This is a genomic window from [Empedobacter] haloabium (genome assembly GCA_008011715.2).
Classification (GTDB): domain Bacteria; phylum Pseudomonadota; class Gammaproteobacteria; order Burkholderiales; family Burkholderiaceae_D; genus Rugamonas; species Rugamonas haloabia.
The window spans coordinates 3,427,315-3,446,058 of the sequence record CP136508.1 but is presented as its reverse complement, the minus strand read 5'-3'; the positions used below and the strand labels follow the sequence as shown (position 1 = coordinate 3,446,058).

The window sequence follows — 18,744 nt, the reverse complement described above, 5'->3', positions numbered from 1 at the left end:
TCGCTCTCGAGCGCACGAGTCAATCGCCTTCGTTGCGCCACTGCCCTCCGATATATTTCAATGTGGCTGCGGTTTCAGGATTTATTCAATCGAGTAATCGAGGAAATTATGAGCCATGCAACTTGTCATCAATGGCTACCAATTTTAGCGCGGGTGTCCGGTAAAAATACATGTTGAGCTCCGAGCCCGCACTGGCCGAACTCCAGCGCCAGGCTGTGGCCCGCGCTGTCCTCGATACGTGCCGGCGGCTGGCGCGCGTCGTATTCGACGCGAATATGATTGCTGTTGGCGTCCTCCCAGCCTGTCAGCCGGGCGATTCCTCCGCCGTACAGGATGGCGAATTGGGTGCGCAGACCGTTGTTGTCAAGCAGCTCGAACGACGACTCCTCCGTGCGCCCCAGCGTAATCTGCTCGGGACCAGCCTTGGCCCAGCCAGCATGCGCGGCGCTGCGCCGGGCTGTAGCTGCGTTGCCAAACGATTGGCAGCGGCGCCGGCAGCGTGAAATCCAGGTCCAGCTCGCCCAGCAGGACCTTGCTGCCGTCGCTCGGATTGACGGACATGCCGATCACCTTGCACGGCGGCTGCTGTTTCGCTATGCCTTCCTTGACGGGACCTTTTTCGACCGGCTTCGGTGCTTCGGCCTTCGCCAGCGCGGCCCTCTCCGGACCGGCTTCGGCGGCGCCCTGCGCGCTATCGAAGTAAAACCTCAGTAATTGCCTCGGACCCTTCCTCGCAATGACATACCTACACTTTAACTGGTATGCGCCACAATTCGCTTAATCATGAATTCACAGTAGTCATCAGCGTATTGCTGGTACTTACCCGAAGGAAGACGAACTTTAATACTGCACTCTCCATCATTGCACTCAGCATAATCGAAGAAGAAAACCTCCCCAAAGTCAGTTTCACTAATCACCAGCTTTGAGTCGTCAAAATTTTCGAACTCTCGCACGCATTTCCTGAACAGTTTCCCTGGGGCTAAATTTCTTAAGCGTAGCTTTCGAATCGTTTTTTTTAAACAACAAGAATATCGCCGGAGCTCAAGTAAAGCGAATATGATTCAAACTCAGCGTCTGGATCAACATCTGCCTGAATCCAATCCTCGGAAAACTCTATGCGAAGCGACGCGTCGCCGACTTTCGCCAAACGGGTGACATCACGGAGAAGTAACGATATCAAAGGAGCGCATGTAGCCGGATCATCGAAAACCCGTTGACCTTTACTCTCTCCAACCCCGTAGCTTAATTTACCCTCAACACATAACGTCACATTATATTTAGCATCTCCAGGGCTTTTTTGAGGACGAGAAAAATCAAATCGCGTAGTCGCTGGCCCAAAACTTATCATTTCAAGGTAGCAATGAGATAGCGCGTTGAAATCCAGAGTGCTGAGTTTATCTATCATAGTATATTAAGCGCAAAATCGCGATGAGATTTTAGACGTTTCCTACCTTCGCGGTGGAGGTATCGAATCGGGCGGCAACGGTACATGCGTGTCTCCCTGCCCCTTTCCAGGCTTGCCAGTGGCAGGGTTCATTGGCTGTTTATTATTATTCACCCAACGCCAATAACCATGCTCGTATCCAGGTATAGGTGAAGAGCCGGGTGGCATCACTCGTATGTGTTCGCCAGCAGCAGGGTTTGTTCCAGGCGGGAAGAATATCTCGCCACCATTTTTACCTGGCCTGCTCTCCCAGTGTGGTGGTATTACAGGGGCCTGCGGCGGGTTCGTTATAGTTTGGGTTGCGCTCGGGAGCTTTGCTGAGGTGTTCTTGTTCTCAACTGCATTCCCGCCATTATTGCATGGCGCAAGCCCAAGGGGATCAGCCCAGCCAGTGGGATTGGGTGCGTACCGATATCCATTAGCGCCACCTGCAAGTCCGATAGGATCAGTGGACACAAAGGTTCCAATGTCGGAGTCGTAGTAACGAAAGCGATTGTAGTGGAGGCCTGTCTCGCTATCACAATACTGTCCTTGGAACCGAATTGGCTGGCTAGATGCTAAGCCGACTGTTGCATCGTGCAAAGTAGGACTTAACCGCTCATCAATTGCAATAAGGGCGTTTCCCCAGGCACGATACTCTGCAGCCCAGGCTATTTGCCCATCAGTGACTGTTAACTCACGAGGTACGCCTAGATGGTCTGTATGAAGATGACGCACTTCAGCAACGGGCCTACCGTCTGTCGCAAGCATCGCATCTAACCGGGCTAATGGTACAAACTCTTCCTCGCCATAGACATAAGTCCGCGCCAAACTCCCCCGCTGCTCACAAAGCAACCGGTTCCCATCCCAAACAAACCGCGTAACCCCAAACGCATCCTTCTTCGCAATCCGCCGCCCGAACGGATCATACGCATACCGAACCGTCTGCGCAGTATCGGAAGAGTTCCGCGCCACGACACTCTTGACCATCTGATGCGCAGCATTCCACTCGAACCGCATCCGCGTATGCTTGCCGATCAGCTTCTCGACGACATTGCCATGCTCGTCGTAGTCATAGCGCTTGTCCTCGTAGACCCGGATCCGGTTGCCTTCAACGCGGCCAACGGAAGCGACAGTGCTGTCCAGCAGGTTGTGCGCCGGGTCGAACGCGAAGCGCTCGGTGAGGTTCGGCTGCACCGCCGACAGGATGCGCCCGATCGGATCGTAGCTGTAGCGCGTCACGCCATTGCGCTGGTCGTCGATCGACACCAGGTTGCCAACCTCATCGTACTCGTACTTGCGCGCGATAACGGGCGCAGCGCCTTCGCCGGCGGTCGGCGCGACGGCGGTCTGCGACAACAGCCGGCCCACCGGATCGTACTGGAACTGGCTGACCAGCGCCCCTTGCGTCCGGCTGACCATCCGGTGCGCCCGATCCCGTTCGATATCGGTGATCAGTTCTCCGTCCAGGTTGATCTGGTGCAGGTGCCCCGAGCCGTAATAGAGATTGTTCAATACGCGCCCATCGGGCAGGGTGGTCTGCACACGGTTGCCCAGCTCGTCATAGGCGTGGCGCAGCGATGACGTCGTGCCGGAGGCTTCGGTCTGCTCCGAAATCAGCTGCCCCAAAGCGTCGTACGCCATCGTGACGGTCGCGTCGGCATTGATCGCCTGGGTCATGCGGCCCAGCGCATCGTAGGCAAAGCGCAGCCGCAGTTGCTGGGCCTGGGCGATGCCGGTCACGCGCGAGATTTCCTTCTCCACCAATTGGCCCAGGCTGTCGCGCACGTAGGTCGTGGCGATCGGCGTGTACTCGGTGCGCGGCGCGCAGCCCAGTTCCTCCTTGCCAACCAGCAGGCCGCTGCCGTCGTATTGATACCGCGTCAGGCGGGCATCAAAGGCGGTTTCCTCGGCCAGGCGATCCAGCTCGTCGTAGATGAAACGGTGGACGTCGCCGTTTTCGTTGATCAGCTGGGCGATGCGGCGCGCCGTGTCGTAGCGGTATTCCAGCACGCCGCCGCGCGCGTCGATCCGTTTCAACGGTTTGCCGTCGCGATCGAGCTCGTAGGCGGTGCGGTGGCCGGCCGGGTCGATGTGGGCGACGAGGCGGCCCAGCCGGTCGTATTCGTAACGCTCCGTGCTGCCGTCCGCGTGCGTCACCGCTTGCAGGCGGCCGAGGGCGTCGTAGGTATATGTGCTGGCGTTGCCGAGCGGGTCGAGCGCGCGCACCAACCGGCCCTCGGGGTCGTAGCTGAAATGGCTGGTGCTGCCCGAGCAGTCCGTGTACGAAATCAGCTGGCCGGCGCGGTTGTAGTCCAGCAGCTTGACGCCGCCGCGCGCGTCGGTCACCTTGACCGGCAGGCCGCGGTCGTCGTACTGATATGCCGTGCGCTGGCCCAGCGCGTTCGTCACGCTGGTCAGGTTGCCCAGGGCGTCGTAGCGCAAGGTGGTCGTGTTGCCCAGGGCATCCGTGATCAATGCCGGCTTGTCGAAACGGCCGTCGTAGACGATGCCGGTGCCCCGGTCGCCGCGTTCGACACGGATCACGCGGCTGCGCTCGTCGTAGCGGTAGCGCACCGTGCGGCCGGCCGGGTCCTTCAATTGCAGCAGGTTGCCGTTGGCATCGAGCTTGTAGCTGGTGCCGCCGCCGGCCGCATCCAGCTTCGCGATCAGGCGCCCGCGCAGGTCGAAGCGGTATTTTTCGATGCGGCCCAGCTGGTCGGTGACGACCGTCTCGTGCGGCAGGTACTCGAACTGCCACCACTGGCCCAGGTTGGTCCAGTTGCGCAGCACCTTGCCGCTGGGGTCCTCGATATCGTATTCGTAACGGGACACCAGCCCGTCCGGCTGGCCGTGCTCGACCAGGATGTGGTGGCGATAGGCGAACTGGCGCACCACGTCGCCGGCGCGGTTGCGCACGCGGCGCAGGTCGCCCTGTTCGTCGTATTCGTAGCGCACCAGCGTTCGCGCCGCCTGCTCCGGCGACGCTGGCAGCAGGGTGACGGACAGCAGCCGCACGTCGCCGCGCACCTGGCCGAACTCCAGCGCCAGGGCGTGGCCCGCGCTGTCCTCGATGCGGGCCGGCAGCTGGCGGGCGTCGTATTCGATGCGGATATGGTTGCTGTTGGCGTCCCGCCAGCCCGTCAGGCGGGCGATGCCGCCGCCGTGCAGGATGGTGAATTGCGTGCGCAGGCCGTTGTGGTCGACCAGCTCGAACGCACCTTCATCCGTGCGATGAAGCGTGATCTGTTCGGAGGGCGAATGGATCGATTCGCCCACCCGTGGCAGCGAAAACGTGATTTCGCGGTCGAAGGCATCCATGACGACGACTTCGTCGGCGCTGACCTGCAGTGTGTCGCCGATCGGCAGCGACCAGCCCTGGCCCAGCCAGCCGACCTTGCGCAGCGCGGAACTGTAGCTGCGCTGCCAGACGATGGGCAGCGGCGCCGGCAAGGTGAAATCGAGCTCCTGCTCACCGAGCAGCACCTTGCTGCCCGTGTTCGGATTGACGGGCTGGCCGACCAGCAGGCAGGGTGGCTCGCGCTTGGCTTCACCGCGCTTGATGGGCGCGGTCTCGGCCGGCTTCGGCGCTTCCGGCTTCGCGGCCACGGTTTTCGGCGCGCCGCCCTCGGCGGCGCCCTGCGCGCTGGCGACCTTGGGCTGCAGGTTCGGATGGTGCAGCAGCTTGTCGCGGTTCTGGCCCACCCATTCGGCGAAGCGCGGCCCGAGCCGGCTTTTGGACAGGTTCTGCACCAGCATCGAGTTCGACACCTGGCCGCGCGACAGGTACAGCACCAGCGCCGTCAGGATCGCCTTGACCAGCAGCAGCTCGCCGCGCGCGAAGCAATCGGTGGCGCGGTACATCAGCTCGACGTGCTTGCCGTGCGCATCCTCCGGCAGTTCGCCGGCGCTCCAGGCGGTGGCGAAGCCCTCGGCGAACAGCTTGCACAGGTCGGGCACGGTGCGGCTCATGTCCATCACCAGCATGCCCAGGCCCATCCAGACCAGGATCTCGGTGCCGATGGCCAGGCCTGCCTGCGCGCCCACGGCGGCACCGGGAATGGCACCGACACCGCCGGCCAATGCGCCGATGGCGCCACCGGCCGTCGCGCCCAGCACGGCGCCGCCGCCCAGGTATAGCGCCATCTGCTTCATCGTCTCGTGCAGCAGGTGGGTCACCATGGTGAAGTCGATGCCCTCGAACTGCTGCTTGAGCAGCGCGGCAAAGCGGGGGCGGGACCGGTCCAGCGCTTCCTGCACCGCCCGCACCGAGCGTACGCTGTCCAGCTGCAGCGCCGCATGGCCGACGGCGGCCAGCGACGCGCCGGCCTGGTTCGACCAGCGTTCCAGGCGCTCGGCGATATCGGCGCGGGTCTGGGCGCCCAGCTCGGCATACTGGCGCTGGATCGTGTCGAGCGAGCGGGTGAACTCGAAGAAGCTGTTGCGGGAATCTGGCATGGTGATTAGGGCCACCGGTCGACGGAACCGGTTTAGCGAACAGTGCATTTCTGATAGTATAAACAGGATTTATCAAAAACCTAATATTGCGCACCGGCCCGTCCCAGGCGCCGGTGCGCACGGCACGCGCCGTTCCGAGCGGCGCCTGCCGTGCATGGCCGCGTCAGCTCGGAAGTACAGATGCAGGAGTCGCAATATGTCCTCAGATTCGCTCGATAGCCCGGCCAAGTCCGGCCTCGTCCCGGAAACCGACGCCACAGCTGCCGCCCTGCCGGCCGCCGGGAAGCTGGCGGTCAGCGCGGCGGCGCTGGCCGGCGCCGATGCCAAGGCGCTCGGCCTTGCCAGCACGGCGCTCGATACGGCCACGGTCCTGCAGGGAGGCTCCGGCATGGGCGCGCTGGCGACAGGCCTGACCGGCCTGGCCGGCCAGGCCAATCCCCAGCTGGGGCAGGCGCTGCAGGTCGCTTCCCAGGTCCAGGCCCTGGCGCAGAAGAGTGACATGGTCGCCGCGCCGGCCCAGCAGGCCGCCGCGCTCGTCAAGGATGCGCCGCAGGCGGTGGCGGAGGCCGCGCCCGCAGCGCTGGAACACCTCGTCATCGCCGAGCATCCGCTGGCGGGGCAGGCGGTCAGCGATTTCGCCGTGGCGGAAGCCCCGTTCGTGCCGCCCGCCATCGACCCGGCCCAGCAGGCCGACATGGTCGCGGCCGCGCTGGCGCGCTTCAGCGACGGCCGCCGCCTGCTGCGTTTCTACTCGCCGCTCTCCGGCAACAAGACGCTGCTGATCGAATCGCTGAGCGGCACCGCCGGGATCTCCGAACACTTCGGCTTCAACCTCAGCCTGATCTCCGAGAACGCCGAGATCGACCTGAAGGACATGATGGGCAAGAACGTCAGCGTCAGCGTCCAGCTGGCCGACGGCAGCGAGCACTTCATCAACGGCTACGTGCACTCGTTCGGCTTCAGCCACTCGGACGGCGGCTTCGCGTTCTACCACGCCCAGATCGTGCCGTGGCTCAGCTACCTGAAGCGGCGCGTCAATTCGCGCATCTTCCAGGACCAGACCGTGCTCGAAGTGCTCGATACGGTGTTCAAGACCGATTACAACGGCCTGGCCAACTACGAGCTGCGCACCGGCCAGACTTACAAGCCGGAGAACTTCATCGTCCAGTACGACGAGACGGACGAGCACTTCGTCTGCCGTCTGATGGAACGCTACGGCCTGTTCTACTATTTCGAGCACAAACCGAACGGCCACGTGATGGTGATCAGCGACGACTCGCGCTCGGCCACGTTCTGCCCGCCGCAGGAAGACCATGCCGAGGTCGAGTTCAACGGCGGCAACCGCTGGCACGACCAGGACAGCATCACGGCCCTGGCGGCCGAACGCAAGCTGCAGTCGACCAAGGTCGCATTGAACACGTTCGACTTCAAGTCGCCCAACACGCTGCAGTACGTGGAGGTGCCGACCGTCACGCAGCAGGGCGACATGCCGACGATGGAGATCTACGACGGCAACCCGGCCTTCTCGTACAAGGACAAGGAGCACGGCCAGCGCGAAGCGCGCCAGCGGCTCGAGGTACTGGAATGGCAGGCCAAGGTGTTCTCCGGCGCCTCCGACTGCCGCGGCCTCGTGCCGGGCCACACCTTCAAGCTGACCGGCCATCACTGGTTCGATCCGACCGGCGAGGGCGACAACGACTTCCTGGTGCTGTCGGTGCAGTACACCGCGCGCAACAACTACTTCGAGCGCGGCCAGGGCGACGTCTACCAGAACACCTTCACGGCCATCCGCCGCAAGATCCCGTTCCGGCCGCGCCGCGTGCACGCGATGCCGCGCATGCCCGGCCCGCAGACGGCCACCGTGGTGGGGCCGAAGGGCACCGAAATCCATACCGACAAGTTCGGCCGCATCAAGGTGCAGTTCCACTGGGACCGCTACGGCCGCCGCGACGAGCGCAGCTCGTGCTGGATTCGCGTGTCGCAGCCGTGGGCGGGGCAGGGCTGGGGCACGATCTCGATTCCCCGCATCGGCCAGGAAGTGATCATCGACTACCTGGAAGGCGATCCGGACCGCCCGGTTTGCACGGGCCGCCTGTTCAATGCCGACCAGCCGGCGCCGTACGGCCTGCCGGACGGCGCCCACATGATGGGCTTCAAGAGCCGTTCCACACCGGGTGGTGGCGGCTTCTGCGAGATGGTCATCCATGACCAGAAGGGCAAGGAGCTGATCAATATCCACTCGCAGAAGGATATGGTCACGACCGTCCAGAACACCCAGGCGACGGTGGTCAACGGCCCGCACCAGACCAATACCGTCAGCAGCGGCTTCCAGACCAACACGGTCAAGCAGTACATCGTGACGACGGCGCAGACGGGCCACATCCACGAGACGGCCAAGACCAATATCGAGATGACGGCGCAGGACGCGCACATCCACCAGACCGCGAAGACCAATATCGAGCTGACGGCCCAGGACGACTACATCCACCAGACCGCCAAGACCAATATCGAGCTGGTGGCGCAGAACGCCCACCTGCACCAGACCGCCAAGCAGAACATCGAGCTGACGTCGCAGACGGAGCACATCCACCTGAAGGCCAACACGGACATCACGCTGGAAGTGGGCGGCAGCAAGATCGTGCTGCAGCAGGACGGCACCATCCTGATCCAGGGCGTGAACGTTACCGTGATCGGCAGCAGCCGGATCGACTTGAACAAATGAGCGGAACCGTAGCAAGCGAGAATCTTATGCCAGAAACCCAGCTGTACCACGCCAACCACGCCACCTTCGAGTTGCCCGCGCAACTGAAGGACAAGACGATGCACATGTTCACCTTGCGCGACGACGGTCCCAGCGAATTCAACGTCGTCATCTCGCACGCGGACGTGAAGCCGGAAGAACGGCTGGAGGAATTCGGCGACCGCCTGGCCATGGAGCTGACGCGCGCGCTGCCGCGCTTCCAGCTCAAGGCCATGACGGAGCGCCAGGTCGATGGCACCCCGGCGCTGGAGCTGGTCTACAGCTGGCGCAACGAAGCGGGCACCATGCACCAGCGCCAGGTCATCACGCTGGTGGCCGGCGCCAAGCCGGGCACGCGCGAGGCGCTGCTGATCGCGGCCACCTGCCTGTCCGCCTTCAGCGACGAATGGAACGCCGCGTTCGAGGCCATCGTGGACAGCTTCAAGCTGCGCCGTCCGCTGGCGTCGGCGCCGGCAGCGCCGGTCGCCGTGTCGGCGGCGCCGACCCTGCCGACGGTCTTCGCGCTGTCCGAACCGCGCAAGACCTTGCACGTGTTCGCCAACAAGGAGGAAGCCGCGGCGAAGCTGGGCGCGCGCGACCTGGAGCAGGACCGCTGGGAATTCTATGACGCGCATGGCACGCGCCTGCTGGCCAGCGTCACCAAGGGCGGCGGCGGCCTGTCGCTGCTGCGGCCGAGCGGGAACCTGACCCTGGCGCGCACGGCCGAATCGCAGGGGCCGACGCTGGGCGAGCGGCTGCACCTGGCGCAGTACATCCAGGCCAGCTCGTCGAGCGTGCCGTTCTACAGCCTGACGGAAGTGCGCGCGCACCTGGATCAGGTCGCGCAGGGCTGACATGCCGGCAGCGGCACGACTGACCGACCCCATCGGGCACAGCCCGACGATGAGCTGGCTCCTGAAGGGGCTGCTCATCGGCGCGGCCATTGCCGTGGCAGGCGTGGCGATCGTGGGTACCGGCGGACTTGCCGCCGTGGCCGTCGTCGGCGCCGGTGCGGCCATGGGCGCCGGCCTGGGCGAGGCGATGAGCACGATGAGCTTTGCCGGCAAGGAGGTCACCGGCGCCATCGCGGCCACCGGCTCGCCCAACGTCTTCGTCAACACGCTGGCGGCGGCGCGCGCCCATGTGGACATGGTGGCGTGCTCCAAGCACCCGGGACCGATCCCGATCGCCACCGGCAGCGGCCAGGTCTTCATCAACGGCATGCCGGCCGCGCGGGTGGACGACAAGACGGGCTGCAGCGCCGTGATCACCAAGGGTTCGGCCAACGTCTACATCGGCGGCGGCACCGTGCAGACCGATACCATCAATCCGGAGGACCTGGTGCCGGGCTGGGTGCATGGCGCGCTGCTGGTGGTGGGCGTGGGCTCGGCCATTATCCTGGCCGGGCCGGTGATTGCCGTGGGCGGATTGGTGGGGGCGTTCGCCGGCGGCTATGGCGGCAGCTGGGTGGGTGGGAAGGTCTTTGGCGAAGGGTCGGATGGGCAGAAGTGGTCGGCGATTGCGGGTAGTTTTCTGGGCGGTTTCCTCGGAGCGAAAGGCGCACCCAAGGCTTGGGAGTTCGCGCGGGGTGGCGCGCCGAAGGCGGGTGTACCTCCAGCCAGTGTCGACAAACCCGCGTTACCGCCACCGCCAAAGGCTGCGGATCCTGTCGTCCCCGCGCCTGGCGAGCCTGCCACGGTGTTCCGCGTGCAAGGCGGCACGCCGCCGCGTGCCAGCCGCAACATCATCTCGATCGACGCGGACGGCAACCCGACGATCCAAAGCACGACGCTGAACATCAGCATCGGCGATCCGGTCCACGCGGAATATTTCCAGACCTTGCGACCCGGCAGCAAGATCGTGTCGTTTAAAATCCCCGCTTGGCTGGACAGTTTTATCCAGGAGACGGCAATTCCACAATCGGGTTATCGCAGCAATCCGGCAAATCAGGGAGGCTTGGCGCCGAAAATCGTGGACCCGACCACGCCGGGACGCTCCTATGAACTGCCGTCCGTGTGGGCCAAGTGGCTGGAAGAAAATGCCATCCCGGGATCAGGAAAAGTGAAATGACGAATCTAGAAGAAACATTGGGACCGGCGACGCCGGAAATGCTCGAGCCGGACAACGTGCTGGCGGTCATACGTTACAGGGGCGAAATCCAATATCGGCTGTCCGACCGCGAGAACTGGATCCTGGACTGGAACAAGCGGCGCGAGGAGTTCGTGGCGGCCGGCCACGCGATGCCTGAGCTGCGCGCGATGGCCCAGCAACGTGCCGGCATCGCCATCCTCGATCAGGATACCGTCGAATTATTCCTGGATGCCCCGGGCGTGCACCGGATCGATCCAGGCTTCCTGCGCAATTCGCTGCTCGAGCGTTTCGACAGCGCCCAGTCCTGGTGGGATGTCGAGTTCCTGTTCCCGATCGCGTTTGTCGACTTCGACAATCGGCGGTTTGCCGGCTTCTATCAGGACGGGCCCCGCCTGGAGCGCTACGTCCCCGACGATTGGGAGGGCGAGTTTGCCGATTTCGCCAATACTTATCCTGAGGAGCTGTACCCGAGCGCCGCGAAGTTCTGGATTGTCGACGGCCGCGATTTGCTGCGAGAGCTGATCGAACGGGGGCGGGACAGCTGATGCAGACGTTTGGAGGAGACGCGCCGAGAGCCTCGCAACAATAAGCTGCCGAGATAAAGACTACGAGGCCCATTCTTCAATTTTGATAGGCCGCGATGCGTAATGAAGCACCCCGTCTACTTTTGCAAAAGCTGGTTTCGAGCGAAAAGGAAGCCGACCGAGTCATGGTCCGAGGAGCAGGCGCGTGCGGCTCATTCGAAGAAGCAACCTTATGGCGTCGTAATCGGCAGCCCAGAGCGGCCCCGTTGCTTTCTCGAAGTGGCGGCGAGTGCAGTGGTGGTCGGTTTTCTCGACAACTTGCGGCGTGAATATCTGACCTATGTTTTCAAAGAGTCGGAGCGAGGTGGGCTTTTTCTTTCCATGGCGACCCATCGCGAGTTCGACGGCGATACCGATAAAGTCAAGGGTGGAGCGAACTATATTTTCAAGACTGATGGGATCGTGCATATCCGGCACGAACTGTTCCATCCTCATCGAGTGGAAGCCGCCACGTCATCCTTTGACCCCGCGCAGCATTACGCCAACAGGCCTGAATTCGGCGAATACGAAGACTTCACACGTGTGGAACGGACCGGTGCCAGCAGCCCCGCTGACGGGTTGAAGCCGTACGGGGGGCAGCATGAGCGAGGTGCCGGACGAGTTGGTGAACCAGCTCATCTTTGGGAATGGCGGTCGCGTCAGCGACTATTTCATAGAACGGACACCCGTCTTCGAAATGCTCTGTTATCGCAATGCGGAGGGCAGGGAATTCGACCTGCCGATCAGCGACGACGCATTGGCCGCGGCGGTCATCGCACGGCTGAAGGCGCTCGGTGTCCGGATTGTCGAGATCGGGTCGGCCAAGGCGATGCCGACGAAGGCGGGCCATAGCTGATGGGCCTGGCCAAGCGTGCCGCGCCAGGCTCGCCGCGTACTGGCTGAAGCAAACTTAGCGCTTAACGAAAAACGTTGTCGGCGATACAATGAGCTCGCTTGCATCCTGCCGCCGACCTCGTCCGGCGCCGGCGGTGCGAAAGCCAATTCCGATAGCACCGTGAGGACGTATCGATGCCTGCCGCAGCGCGACTGACCGACCCCATCGGGCACAGCCCGACGATGAGCTGGCTCCTGAAGGGGCTGCTCATCGGCGCCGCCATCGCGGTGGCTGGCGTGGCGATCGTGGGCACGGGCGGACTTGCCGCCGTGGCCGTCGTCGGGGCGGGTGCGGCCATGGGGGCCGGGCTGGGCGAGGCGATGAGCACGATGAGCTTCGCGGCCAAGGAGGTCACGGGCGCCATCGCGATGGCCGGTTCGGCCAATGTGTTCGTCAACAACCTACCGGCGGCCCGGGCCCATGCGGACATGGTGGCGTGCACCAAGCACCCGGGACCGATCCCGATCGCCACCGGCAGCGGCCAGGTCTTCATCAACGGCATGCCGGCGGCGCGGGTGGACGACAAGACCGGCTGCAGCGCCGTCATCACGAAGGGCTCCGGTAACGTCTACATCGGCGGCGGGACCGTGCAGACCGACGACATCCATCCGGAGGACCTGGTGCCCGGCTGGGTGCACGCTTCGCTGCTGGTGGTGGGCGTGGGATCGGCGATCATCCTGGCCGGCCCCGTGATCGCTGTTGGCGGCCTGATCGGCGCGTATGCGGGCGGCTACGGCGGTGCCTGGGCAGGCGGCAAGATATTCGGCGAGGGATCGGACGGGCAGAAGTGGTCGGCCATTGCCGGCGGCTTCCTGGGCGGCTATCTGGGTGCCAAGGCGGCGCCGGGGGCGTGGAATTTTGCCCAACGAATCCAGGTTACAGTAGAGCCAGGAACACTGGGCATGAATGGCGGTAATGTAAAATTCTCCCTGAAGCCGGAGACCCCAAACGAGGTTCTCGCTGCGGAAGTGCCACGGCAGAGCAGCAGGCCGGAATGGTTGCGGCGTCTTGATGAGGGTAACGATTTCAACGCAGAGCGCGCGCCCGAATACCCTTACAACGAGCTTTACATAGATAGTCCGAAGGGGAGCGGGTATACTAGGCTTGATTCCTATAATCCGATTGCGGGGGAAATAGTTTCTCGAAAATATACTCAGCTTTCCGAGATCCAGGAAAAAACTGCAATCGGTTATATTAATGAAATTGGGGCTAAATATCCGGTCGATGCGACAATTGCAAAGGTGCCGTCAAGTGGGGAGTTGGCGGGGGAGAAACTGGCAGGTCAGCACTATTTGGAAGTTCCGGTTCAGGTTCGACCGATTCCTCAGGCTGTGCTCGATGCTGCGGAGCGCGCGGGCGTCGTGATCCGCGACGTTAATGGCAAGATATACTAATGAGACAAGACATCTATTATTGCAAAAGCTGGTTTCGTGCAAAGAAAAAGCCCACTGAAGTATGGTCGGTCGAACAAGCCCAAGCCGCGCATGCGAACAGAGAGCAATATACAGCACTAGTCGGCAGCATCGAGCGACCATACTGCTTCATCGAGGTAGCGGATACTGCGGTCGTCGTCGGCTTCCTTGACGACGCCCTGCGTGAATCCTTGACTTATGTTTTTAAAGAAGTCGAGCAGGGTAGGTTGTTTCTTTCCATGGCCACTCACCGCGAGTTCGAAGCCGAGACTGATAAGGTCAGCGGCGGCGCAAACTATGTCTTCAAGACGGATGGCGTCGTCCACATCAGACACGAATTCTTCAACCCTCACCGGGTGGAAACTGCAACGTCACCCTTCGACCCTGCCCCGAACTATTCTCCGAGACCTGAGTTCGGCGAGTACAACGATCTGATACGCGTTGAGAGGACGTGATGAGGCCTGTGATCAAGGGATAAGCCAGGTTACAAGCTGAGTTATCAAAAATCATGCGTAAGACGCTTCGGTGGTACACAGGTATACCTGAGTCAGTCGGTCAGTTTAAGTGCAAGCAAACCTAAGCACTTTCGGTAGATACGTGAAAATTCACTCTGCTAAACTCTCGGGCGAGCAGATTTGGCTCAGCGACGTAGAGGTCAACCAACTCGGACCTGGCCTGATCCTGGAAGAATGCGAGATCTTCTCCGATTGCCAGGAGAACGCCCTTGTCATGAGCGGAGTCCGCATGCACGGCGGTCGCTTCGTGCAGCAGGAACGCGACCTGGTGGACTGCCAGTTCGACCGTGTACACTTTGACGGCGTCAAGTTCGTGGGAAGGTTCATCGGCTGTGACTTCGGCAACTGGGATTCGACGGACAAGGGATTGATCGCACGTTGCGACTTCACGGAGGCGGTGCTCGACGATTGCCGGTTCCTCAATTGCGACATCGAAACGATCACGTTACCGAAGTGGCCCTGTTTTGCGATCGTCAACCCTGCCGAGGCCCGGGACTTTGTGATGGGCAATGCATGGCCTGCTAAAACGCGGATCACGCTCGACGTCTATACGGATGTGGATCCCGAGTGTGCCGCATCGCTTGGCGATGCGTCCCGTATGGCCAAGCGGGATGGCATTGCGATCGAGGACCTGCGTGAGCGGCTGCTCGCCATCCCGGGAATCCGGATACGCGACTAATTTACCTGTCGCGCCGCACTGATGAAAATACACGACACGGTAGTGACGGGCCAGCAACTAACGCTCAGTAACCTCGACGTGAATATCCTTGGCCCAGGCGCCACGCTGGAACGTTGCGACGTGTACTCCGATTGCGCCAGCGCCGCGCTGGTGATGGCGGGATTGGATATGAGGGAGGGCGGTTTTACCCAGCAGCACCGCGCACTGATCGAGGCGCGCTTCAAGAAAGCGCATTTCTCAGGGGTTACTTTCAGAGGCAGTTTCACCGACTGCGATTTCGGTGACTGGGATGCCCCAGTACGGCCACACGTGGCGAATTGCGATTTTTCGGAAGCCAAACTGGACGGCTGCCGCTTCCTGCATTGCGATATCGATACAATCAAGTTCCCAAAATGGCCGGGCTTCACGTTGACCCATCCTATCTTGGCGCGCGATTTCGTTCTGAGCCGCAAATGGCCCGTAAAGGTTGGCGTCATCCTCGACATCTATACGGACAACGACTCCGAATGCGTCGCCATCGCCGGTGACGCGGCGCGGCTGGCACGCAAGGCCGGTATCACGCTGGACGAGCTCCGTGACCTGCTCCAGCCCATCCCGAGCATGCTGATTCTCGACTGAAGCGACACGATGCCATCGCCACCCGACCAGCGCTGCGCAAGTACGGCATGGAACGTGCAGGGCTTGGACGGCGAGCCGCTGGTGTCGTGCGCCGATGCCGCAGTGCCGCCCGGTTGGCAGCCCCTGCCCAGCGGACTGCCACGGGCGTGGCTCGACCTCGTCAACGAGACCCCGCGGATTCTGGCATTTCTGTCGTCGGCGGTGCATGGTGTATCTCTCGTGCCGGGAGGCGCAGCGGATTCCCTGACGTACGCCTACACCGTGAACGGCGACCCATGCTTCTACCACGGCCGTCCACCATTGGCCGGCCCACCCCCACGTTTCGCGGCGCTCTGGCCCCAGCTTCCCGAGACCCTGCGCCGGTTCTACCTGGACCTGCACGACGGCTGGACCTTCGTCCCCTCCAATTCGATGGGCCCACTGCCGGTCGCGGACTGGGCGTTCCTGTCCGACGACCGCTTCGACATCGACGCCGACACCGCGCGCCGCATGCCCGTCGATCCCGCCAGAGTGCTGGCGGTCTTCCACAACGGCGCCGGCGACTATCTCTGCCTGCACGTGGCCGAGGATGGCGTGACGCCGGCCAGCGGCATGATCTGGTGGCACGAGCAGCCGGCCGAACCCGAAGCCGTCGATTTCATGGCAACGCTGGATGCCTGGGTAGGCTTGTTCGTCGACGAAGCGGATCGGCGGCAGCCATGAGCGACACGCTGCCCGAGGCGCTGCACGAGCGCATCGTCACCGCATGCCAGGACGGCGATGCGCTCGCGGCGGCCGGCCAGCTGGAGGCGGCCAAGGGCTGCTACCTGGCGGCGCTGCAACTGCTGCCCGGCGAGCGTCGCCACTGGGAGGCCGCCACCTGGATCCATGTCGCGCTGGGCGACGCGCACCTCAAGCTGCGCGACCACGACAAGGCGCTCAAGTGCTTCCATGACGCCGTGCAGTGCCCGCATGGCGTCGGTAATCCCTACATCCACCTGCGCCTGGGGCAGCTCTGCCTGGAACGGGGCGACCTCGAGCGGGCCGCCGACGAGCTCACGCGCGCCTACATGGGCGGCGGCGTCGACATCTTCATGGAAGACGACCCCAAATATCTCGCTTTCCTGCAAACGCGCATCGCGCTGTAGTCAGTCCCAGGCCCGCGCCGCCGATCGGTACAGGGTCCACGTGACGCCCACGCCGGCCGACCAGCCGCCGTCACGGCGCAGCAGCGGGCTGTCTCGGTTGGCCGCCTGGCCGAGGTGGTCGTAGCGCACCAAGCCGAACACGCGCCAGTCCGGCGCCAGCCGGCGCGAGAGGTTCAGCCCCACGCGTGTCGCGAGCAGGCCGCCGTGGGCCCGGTAAGCCGGGCGCCAGGGTGTCGCGTATTGCGGCGCCACGTCATAAAAGTAGGCGTGCAGACGTGCATTGCCGGCGATGGCCCCCACGCTGGCCGCGGCCTGCCAGGTGCCGGCATCGCTGCCGGTCTCGTAGACGATGCGCGGCTCGAACACGAAGCCGTGGCGGCGGAAGCCGTGCCCCAGCTCGAACGGCGCACGCAGCGGCAGTTCGAGCCGCACGCGGCTGACGGCGTCCGGCGCCGCCAGCAGCACCTTCAGGCGCGGCCCGAATTCCACCAGCGAGCGCAGGTCCGGCATGCCGTCGCGCAGCGCGACGTCGCGCGAGCGCGCCGGCAGCGACGCGGCGAAGCCCACGTCGAGTTCCACGCGGTCGCTGTCGAACAGCCGGGCGTTGATGCCGGAGCGGTCGGCGCGCAGCACCTTGCCGCGGTAGATCACCAGCGGCAGCGCCAGGGCGCGAGTGGAGCGGTCGTCGGCGCCCGGGTAGGCCGGCGTCGAGGCGGCACCGGCGACGATGCCGGCTTCCCACAGCGGCAGCGCGGGCTGCGCGGCCGACACCGGTGTGGCGATCGCGGCCAGCCACGCACAGCAAGCAAGGTACAAGGCGAATGAGCGTCCCATCGGCTTGGTCTTCCAATCATGTCGAGGTGGTCATGGTAACGCGGCCGGCTGTAAAAGCGCGGCACGGCACGGCCGTTTAGCGCCGCCCGCGCTAAACTGCGCGTCCCGTGCGGGTCCGGTAACGCCGCGGGCCTGCTCCGTTCCTATAATCCGCAGCTCCACAAACCACAGGAGACAAGACATGACAGGACGAATCTATGGCTGGCTGGCGGCGACCGCGCTGCTGCTGTCGGTGGCCGGGCAGGCGCTGGCGGTGCCCACGTGCGCCAGCGCCGCGTCGGACCCGGACGGCGATGGCTGGGGCTGGGAAAACAACCAGTCCTGCAAGGTCGCGCCGGCGGCGCCGGACTGCGCGAATGCCGCGTCCGACCCCGACGGCGACGGCTGGGGTTGGGAGGGCGGCATGTCGTGCCGCGTCGTCTTCAAGGGCTTCCGCGTGGCCGGCAACGTCGTCAAGGACGCCAACGGCAACGCCTTCGTCGCGCGCGGCGTCAACAACCCGCACGCGTGGTTCGACACGCAGTCCTACAACGTGCTGGGCAACCTGGCCGCGCGCAAGACCAACCTGATACGCGTGGTATGGACGATGAACGGCAGCCCGGCGCGCCTGGACCAGATCCTGTCCGCCATCGAGTCCCACAAGATGGTGTCCATCGTCGAGCTGCACGACGGCACCGGCAGCAACGACGCGGCCAGGCTGCAGGCGATGGCCGATTACTGGGCCCGCGCGGACGTGGTGGCGGTGCTCAGGAAGCACGAGCGCAGCACCATGATCAATATCGCCAACGAGTGGGGCGATGCCGGCAAGACGCCGCTGCAATGGCGCGACGACTACAAGCGGCCGATCACGACGATCCGCAACACGGGCCTGACGACCACCCTCGTGATCGACAACCCGGATTACGGCGGCAATCCGAACGGCGGCCTGTGGTACGGCCAGGACCTGCTGGAGCACGACCCGCGCCACAACCTGCTGTTCTCGGTGCACATGTACAGCACGTTCAACAATCCGGACGACATCTACAACACGATCGTCAACTACCGCAACGGCCAGCTGCCGCTCCTGATCGGCGAGTTCGGCTACAACTACAACAACGGCGCCAACAACCTGAACTCCCGCGTGGATGCGGCCCGGCTGATGGAATGGGCCCAGCAGTTCGGCGTCGGCACCGTGGCCTGGTCGACGGCCGGCAACGACGGCCCCAACGCCTGGCTCGACCTGCTCTCCGGCTGGTCCGGCACCACGAGTTGGGGCAATCTCGTCTGGTACGGCCAGTACGGCATCGCCAACACGGCCAAGCGCGCCTCGATCTACTGACCGGCCCCGAAAAACGCCAACAGTCGCCGCTTCTACCCGCGCCCGCCGCAAAACCGGTGACTGTCACCGGT

Annotated in this window: 17 protein-coding genes; 12 read left to right on the top strand and 5 right to left on the bottom strand. The window is 63.5% G+C overall.

Annotated features, from left to right (window positions below):
* Positions 1-363: 363 nt before the first annotated feature.
* The 3 genes from E7V67_014985 to E7V67_014975 all read right to left on the bottom strand — a co-directional run bounded on the left by E7V67_014985 (position 364) and on the right by E7V67_014975 (position 5,881).
* Positions 364-561 carry a DUF6531 domain-containing protein gene (locus E7V67_014985; protein ID WUR11025.1) on the bottom strand — a complete coding sequence of 66 codons (198 nt, stop codon included), beginning with the start codon at positions 559-561 and terminating at the stop codon, positions 364-366.
* 454 nt (positions 562-1,015) lie between these two features.
* Positions 1,016-1,405, bottom strand: coding sequence for a hypothetical protein (locus E7V67_014980; GenBank protein WUR11024.1), 390 nt, complete (start codon positions 1,403-1,405; stop codon positions 1,016-1,018).
* Positions 1,406-1,447: 42 nt separating this feature from the next.
* Positions 1,448-5,881 (bottom strand): RHS repeat-associated core domain-containing protein, encoded by a 4,434-nt coding sequence (locus E7V67_014975; protein ID WUR11023.1) that lies wholly within the window; start codon positions 5,879-5,881, stop codon positions 1,448-1,450.
* 196 nt (positions 5,882-6,077) lie between these two features.
* Between E7V67_014975 and tssI the strand changes: the two genes are divergently transcribed.
* Genes tssI through E7V67_014955 form a run of 4 tightly spaced genes read left to right on the top strand, consistent with a single transcriptional unit; the run spans position 6,078 to position 11,257 of the window.
* Positions 6,078-8,603 (top strand): type VI secretion system tip protein TssI/VgrG, encoded by a 2,526-nt coding sequence (gene tssI / locus E7V67_014970; protein ID WUR11022.1) that lies wholly within the window; start codon positions 6,078-6,080, stop codon positions 8,601-8,603.
* 26 nt (positions 8,604-8,629) lie between these two features.
* On the top strand, positions 8,630-9,475 hold the full coding sequence (locus E7V67_014965; protein WUR11021.1) for a DcrB-related protein: 846 nt from the start codon (positions 8,630-8,632) through the stop codon (positions 9,473-9,475).
* Positions 9,476-9,524: 49 nt separating this feature from the next.
* Positions 9,525-10,691 carry a PAAR domain-containing protein gene (locus E7V67_014960; protein WUR11020.1) on the top strand — a complete coding sequence of 389 codons (1,167 nt, stop codon included), beginning with the start codon at positions 9,525-9,527 and terminating at the stop codon, positions 10,689-10,691.
* Positions 10,688-11,257: a hypothetical protein gene (locus E7V67_014955; protein ID WUR11019.1), complete on the top strand. Its 570-nt coding sequence runs from the start codon at positions 10,688-10,690 to the stop codon at positions 11,255-11,257. Before E7V67_014960 ends, E7V67_014955 begins: the two co-directional genes overlap by 4 nt.
* A 162-nt stretch (positions 11,258-11,419) precedes the next feature.
* Here E7V67_014955 and E7V67_014950 read toward each other — a convergent pair whose 3' ends face one another.
* On the bottom strand, positions 11,420-11,725 hold the full coding sequence (locus tag E7V67_014950) for a hypothetical protein (protein WUR11018.1): 306 nt from the start codon (positions 11,723-11,725) through the stop codon (positions 11,420-11,422).
* Between the two features lie 151 nt (positions 11,726-11,876).
* Between E7V67_014950 and E7V67_014945 the strand changes: the two genes are divergently transcribed.
* From E7V67_014945 to E7V67_014915, 7 genes are all read left to right on the top strand, one after another.
* Positions 11,877-12,131 (top strand): hypothetical protein, encoded by a 255-nt coding sequence (locus E7V67_014945; protein ID WUR11017.1) that lies wholly within the window; start codon positions 11,877-11,879, stop codon positions 12,129-12,131.
* Between the two features lie 173 nt (positions 12,132-12,304).
* Positions 12,305-13,564, top strand: a complete 1,260-nt coding sequence (locus E7V67_014940) for a PAAR domain-containing protein (GenBank protein WUR11016.1) — start codon at positions 12,305-12,307, stop codon at positions 13,562-13,564.
* Positions 13,564-14,037, top strand: coding sequence for a hypothetical protein (locus tag E7V67_014935; protein WUR11015.1), 474 nt, complete (start codon positions 13,564-13,566; stop codon positions 14,035-14,037). The genes E7V67_014940 and E7V67_014935 overlap by 1 nt, the downstream gene beginning before the upstream one ends.
* 142 nt (positions 14,038-14,179) lie before the next feature.
* Positions 14,180-14,776: a hypothetical protein gene (locus E7V67_014930; protein ID WUR11014.1), complete on the top strand. Its 597-nt coding sequence runs from the start codon at positions 14,180-14,182 to the stop codon at positions 14,774-14,776.
* Positions 14,777-14,797: 21 nt separating this feature from the next.
* On the top strand, positions 14,798-15,394 hold the full coding sequence (locus tag E7V67_014925) for a pentapeptide repeat-containing protein (protein ID WUR11013.1): 597 nt from the start codon (positions 14,798-14,800) through the stop codon (positions 15,392-15,394).
* A gap of 9 nt (positions 15,395-15,403) precedes the next feature.
* Positions 15,404-16,096 carry an SMI1/KNR4 family protein gene (locus E7V67_014920; GenBank protein WUR11012.1) on the top strand — a complete coding sequence of 231 codons (693 nt, stop codon included), beginning with the start codon at positions 15,404-15,406 and terminating at the stop codon, positions 16,094-16,096.
* Positions 16,093-16,521 (top strand): tetratricopeptide repeat protein, encoded by a 429-nt coding sequence (locus E7V67_014915; GenBank protein WUR11011.1) that lies wholly within the window; start codon positions 16,093-16,095, stop codon positions 16,519-16,521. Before E7V67_014920 ends, E7V67_014915 begins: the two co-directional genes overlap by 4 nt.
* Here the strand turns inward: E7V67_014915 and E7V67_014910 are convergent, their stop codons facing one another.
* Entirely contained in the window at positions 16,522-17,355 is an 834-nt protein-coding gene (locus E7V67_014910) for a MipA/OmpV family protein (GenBank protein ID WUR11010.1), read from the bottom strand.
* Between the two features lie 181 nt (positions 17,356-17,536).
* Between E7V67_014910 and E7V67_014905 the strand changes: the two genes are divergently transcribed.
* The gene (locus E7V67_014905) at positions 17,537-18,673 is read left to right on the top strand and encodes a cellulase family glycosylhydrolase (protein WUR11009.1); all 1,137 of its coding nucleotides are present in this window, start codon (positions 17,537-17,539) and stop codon (positions 18,671-18,673) included.
* The last annotated feature ends 71 nt before the right edge of the window (positions 18,674-18,744 follow it).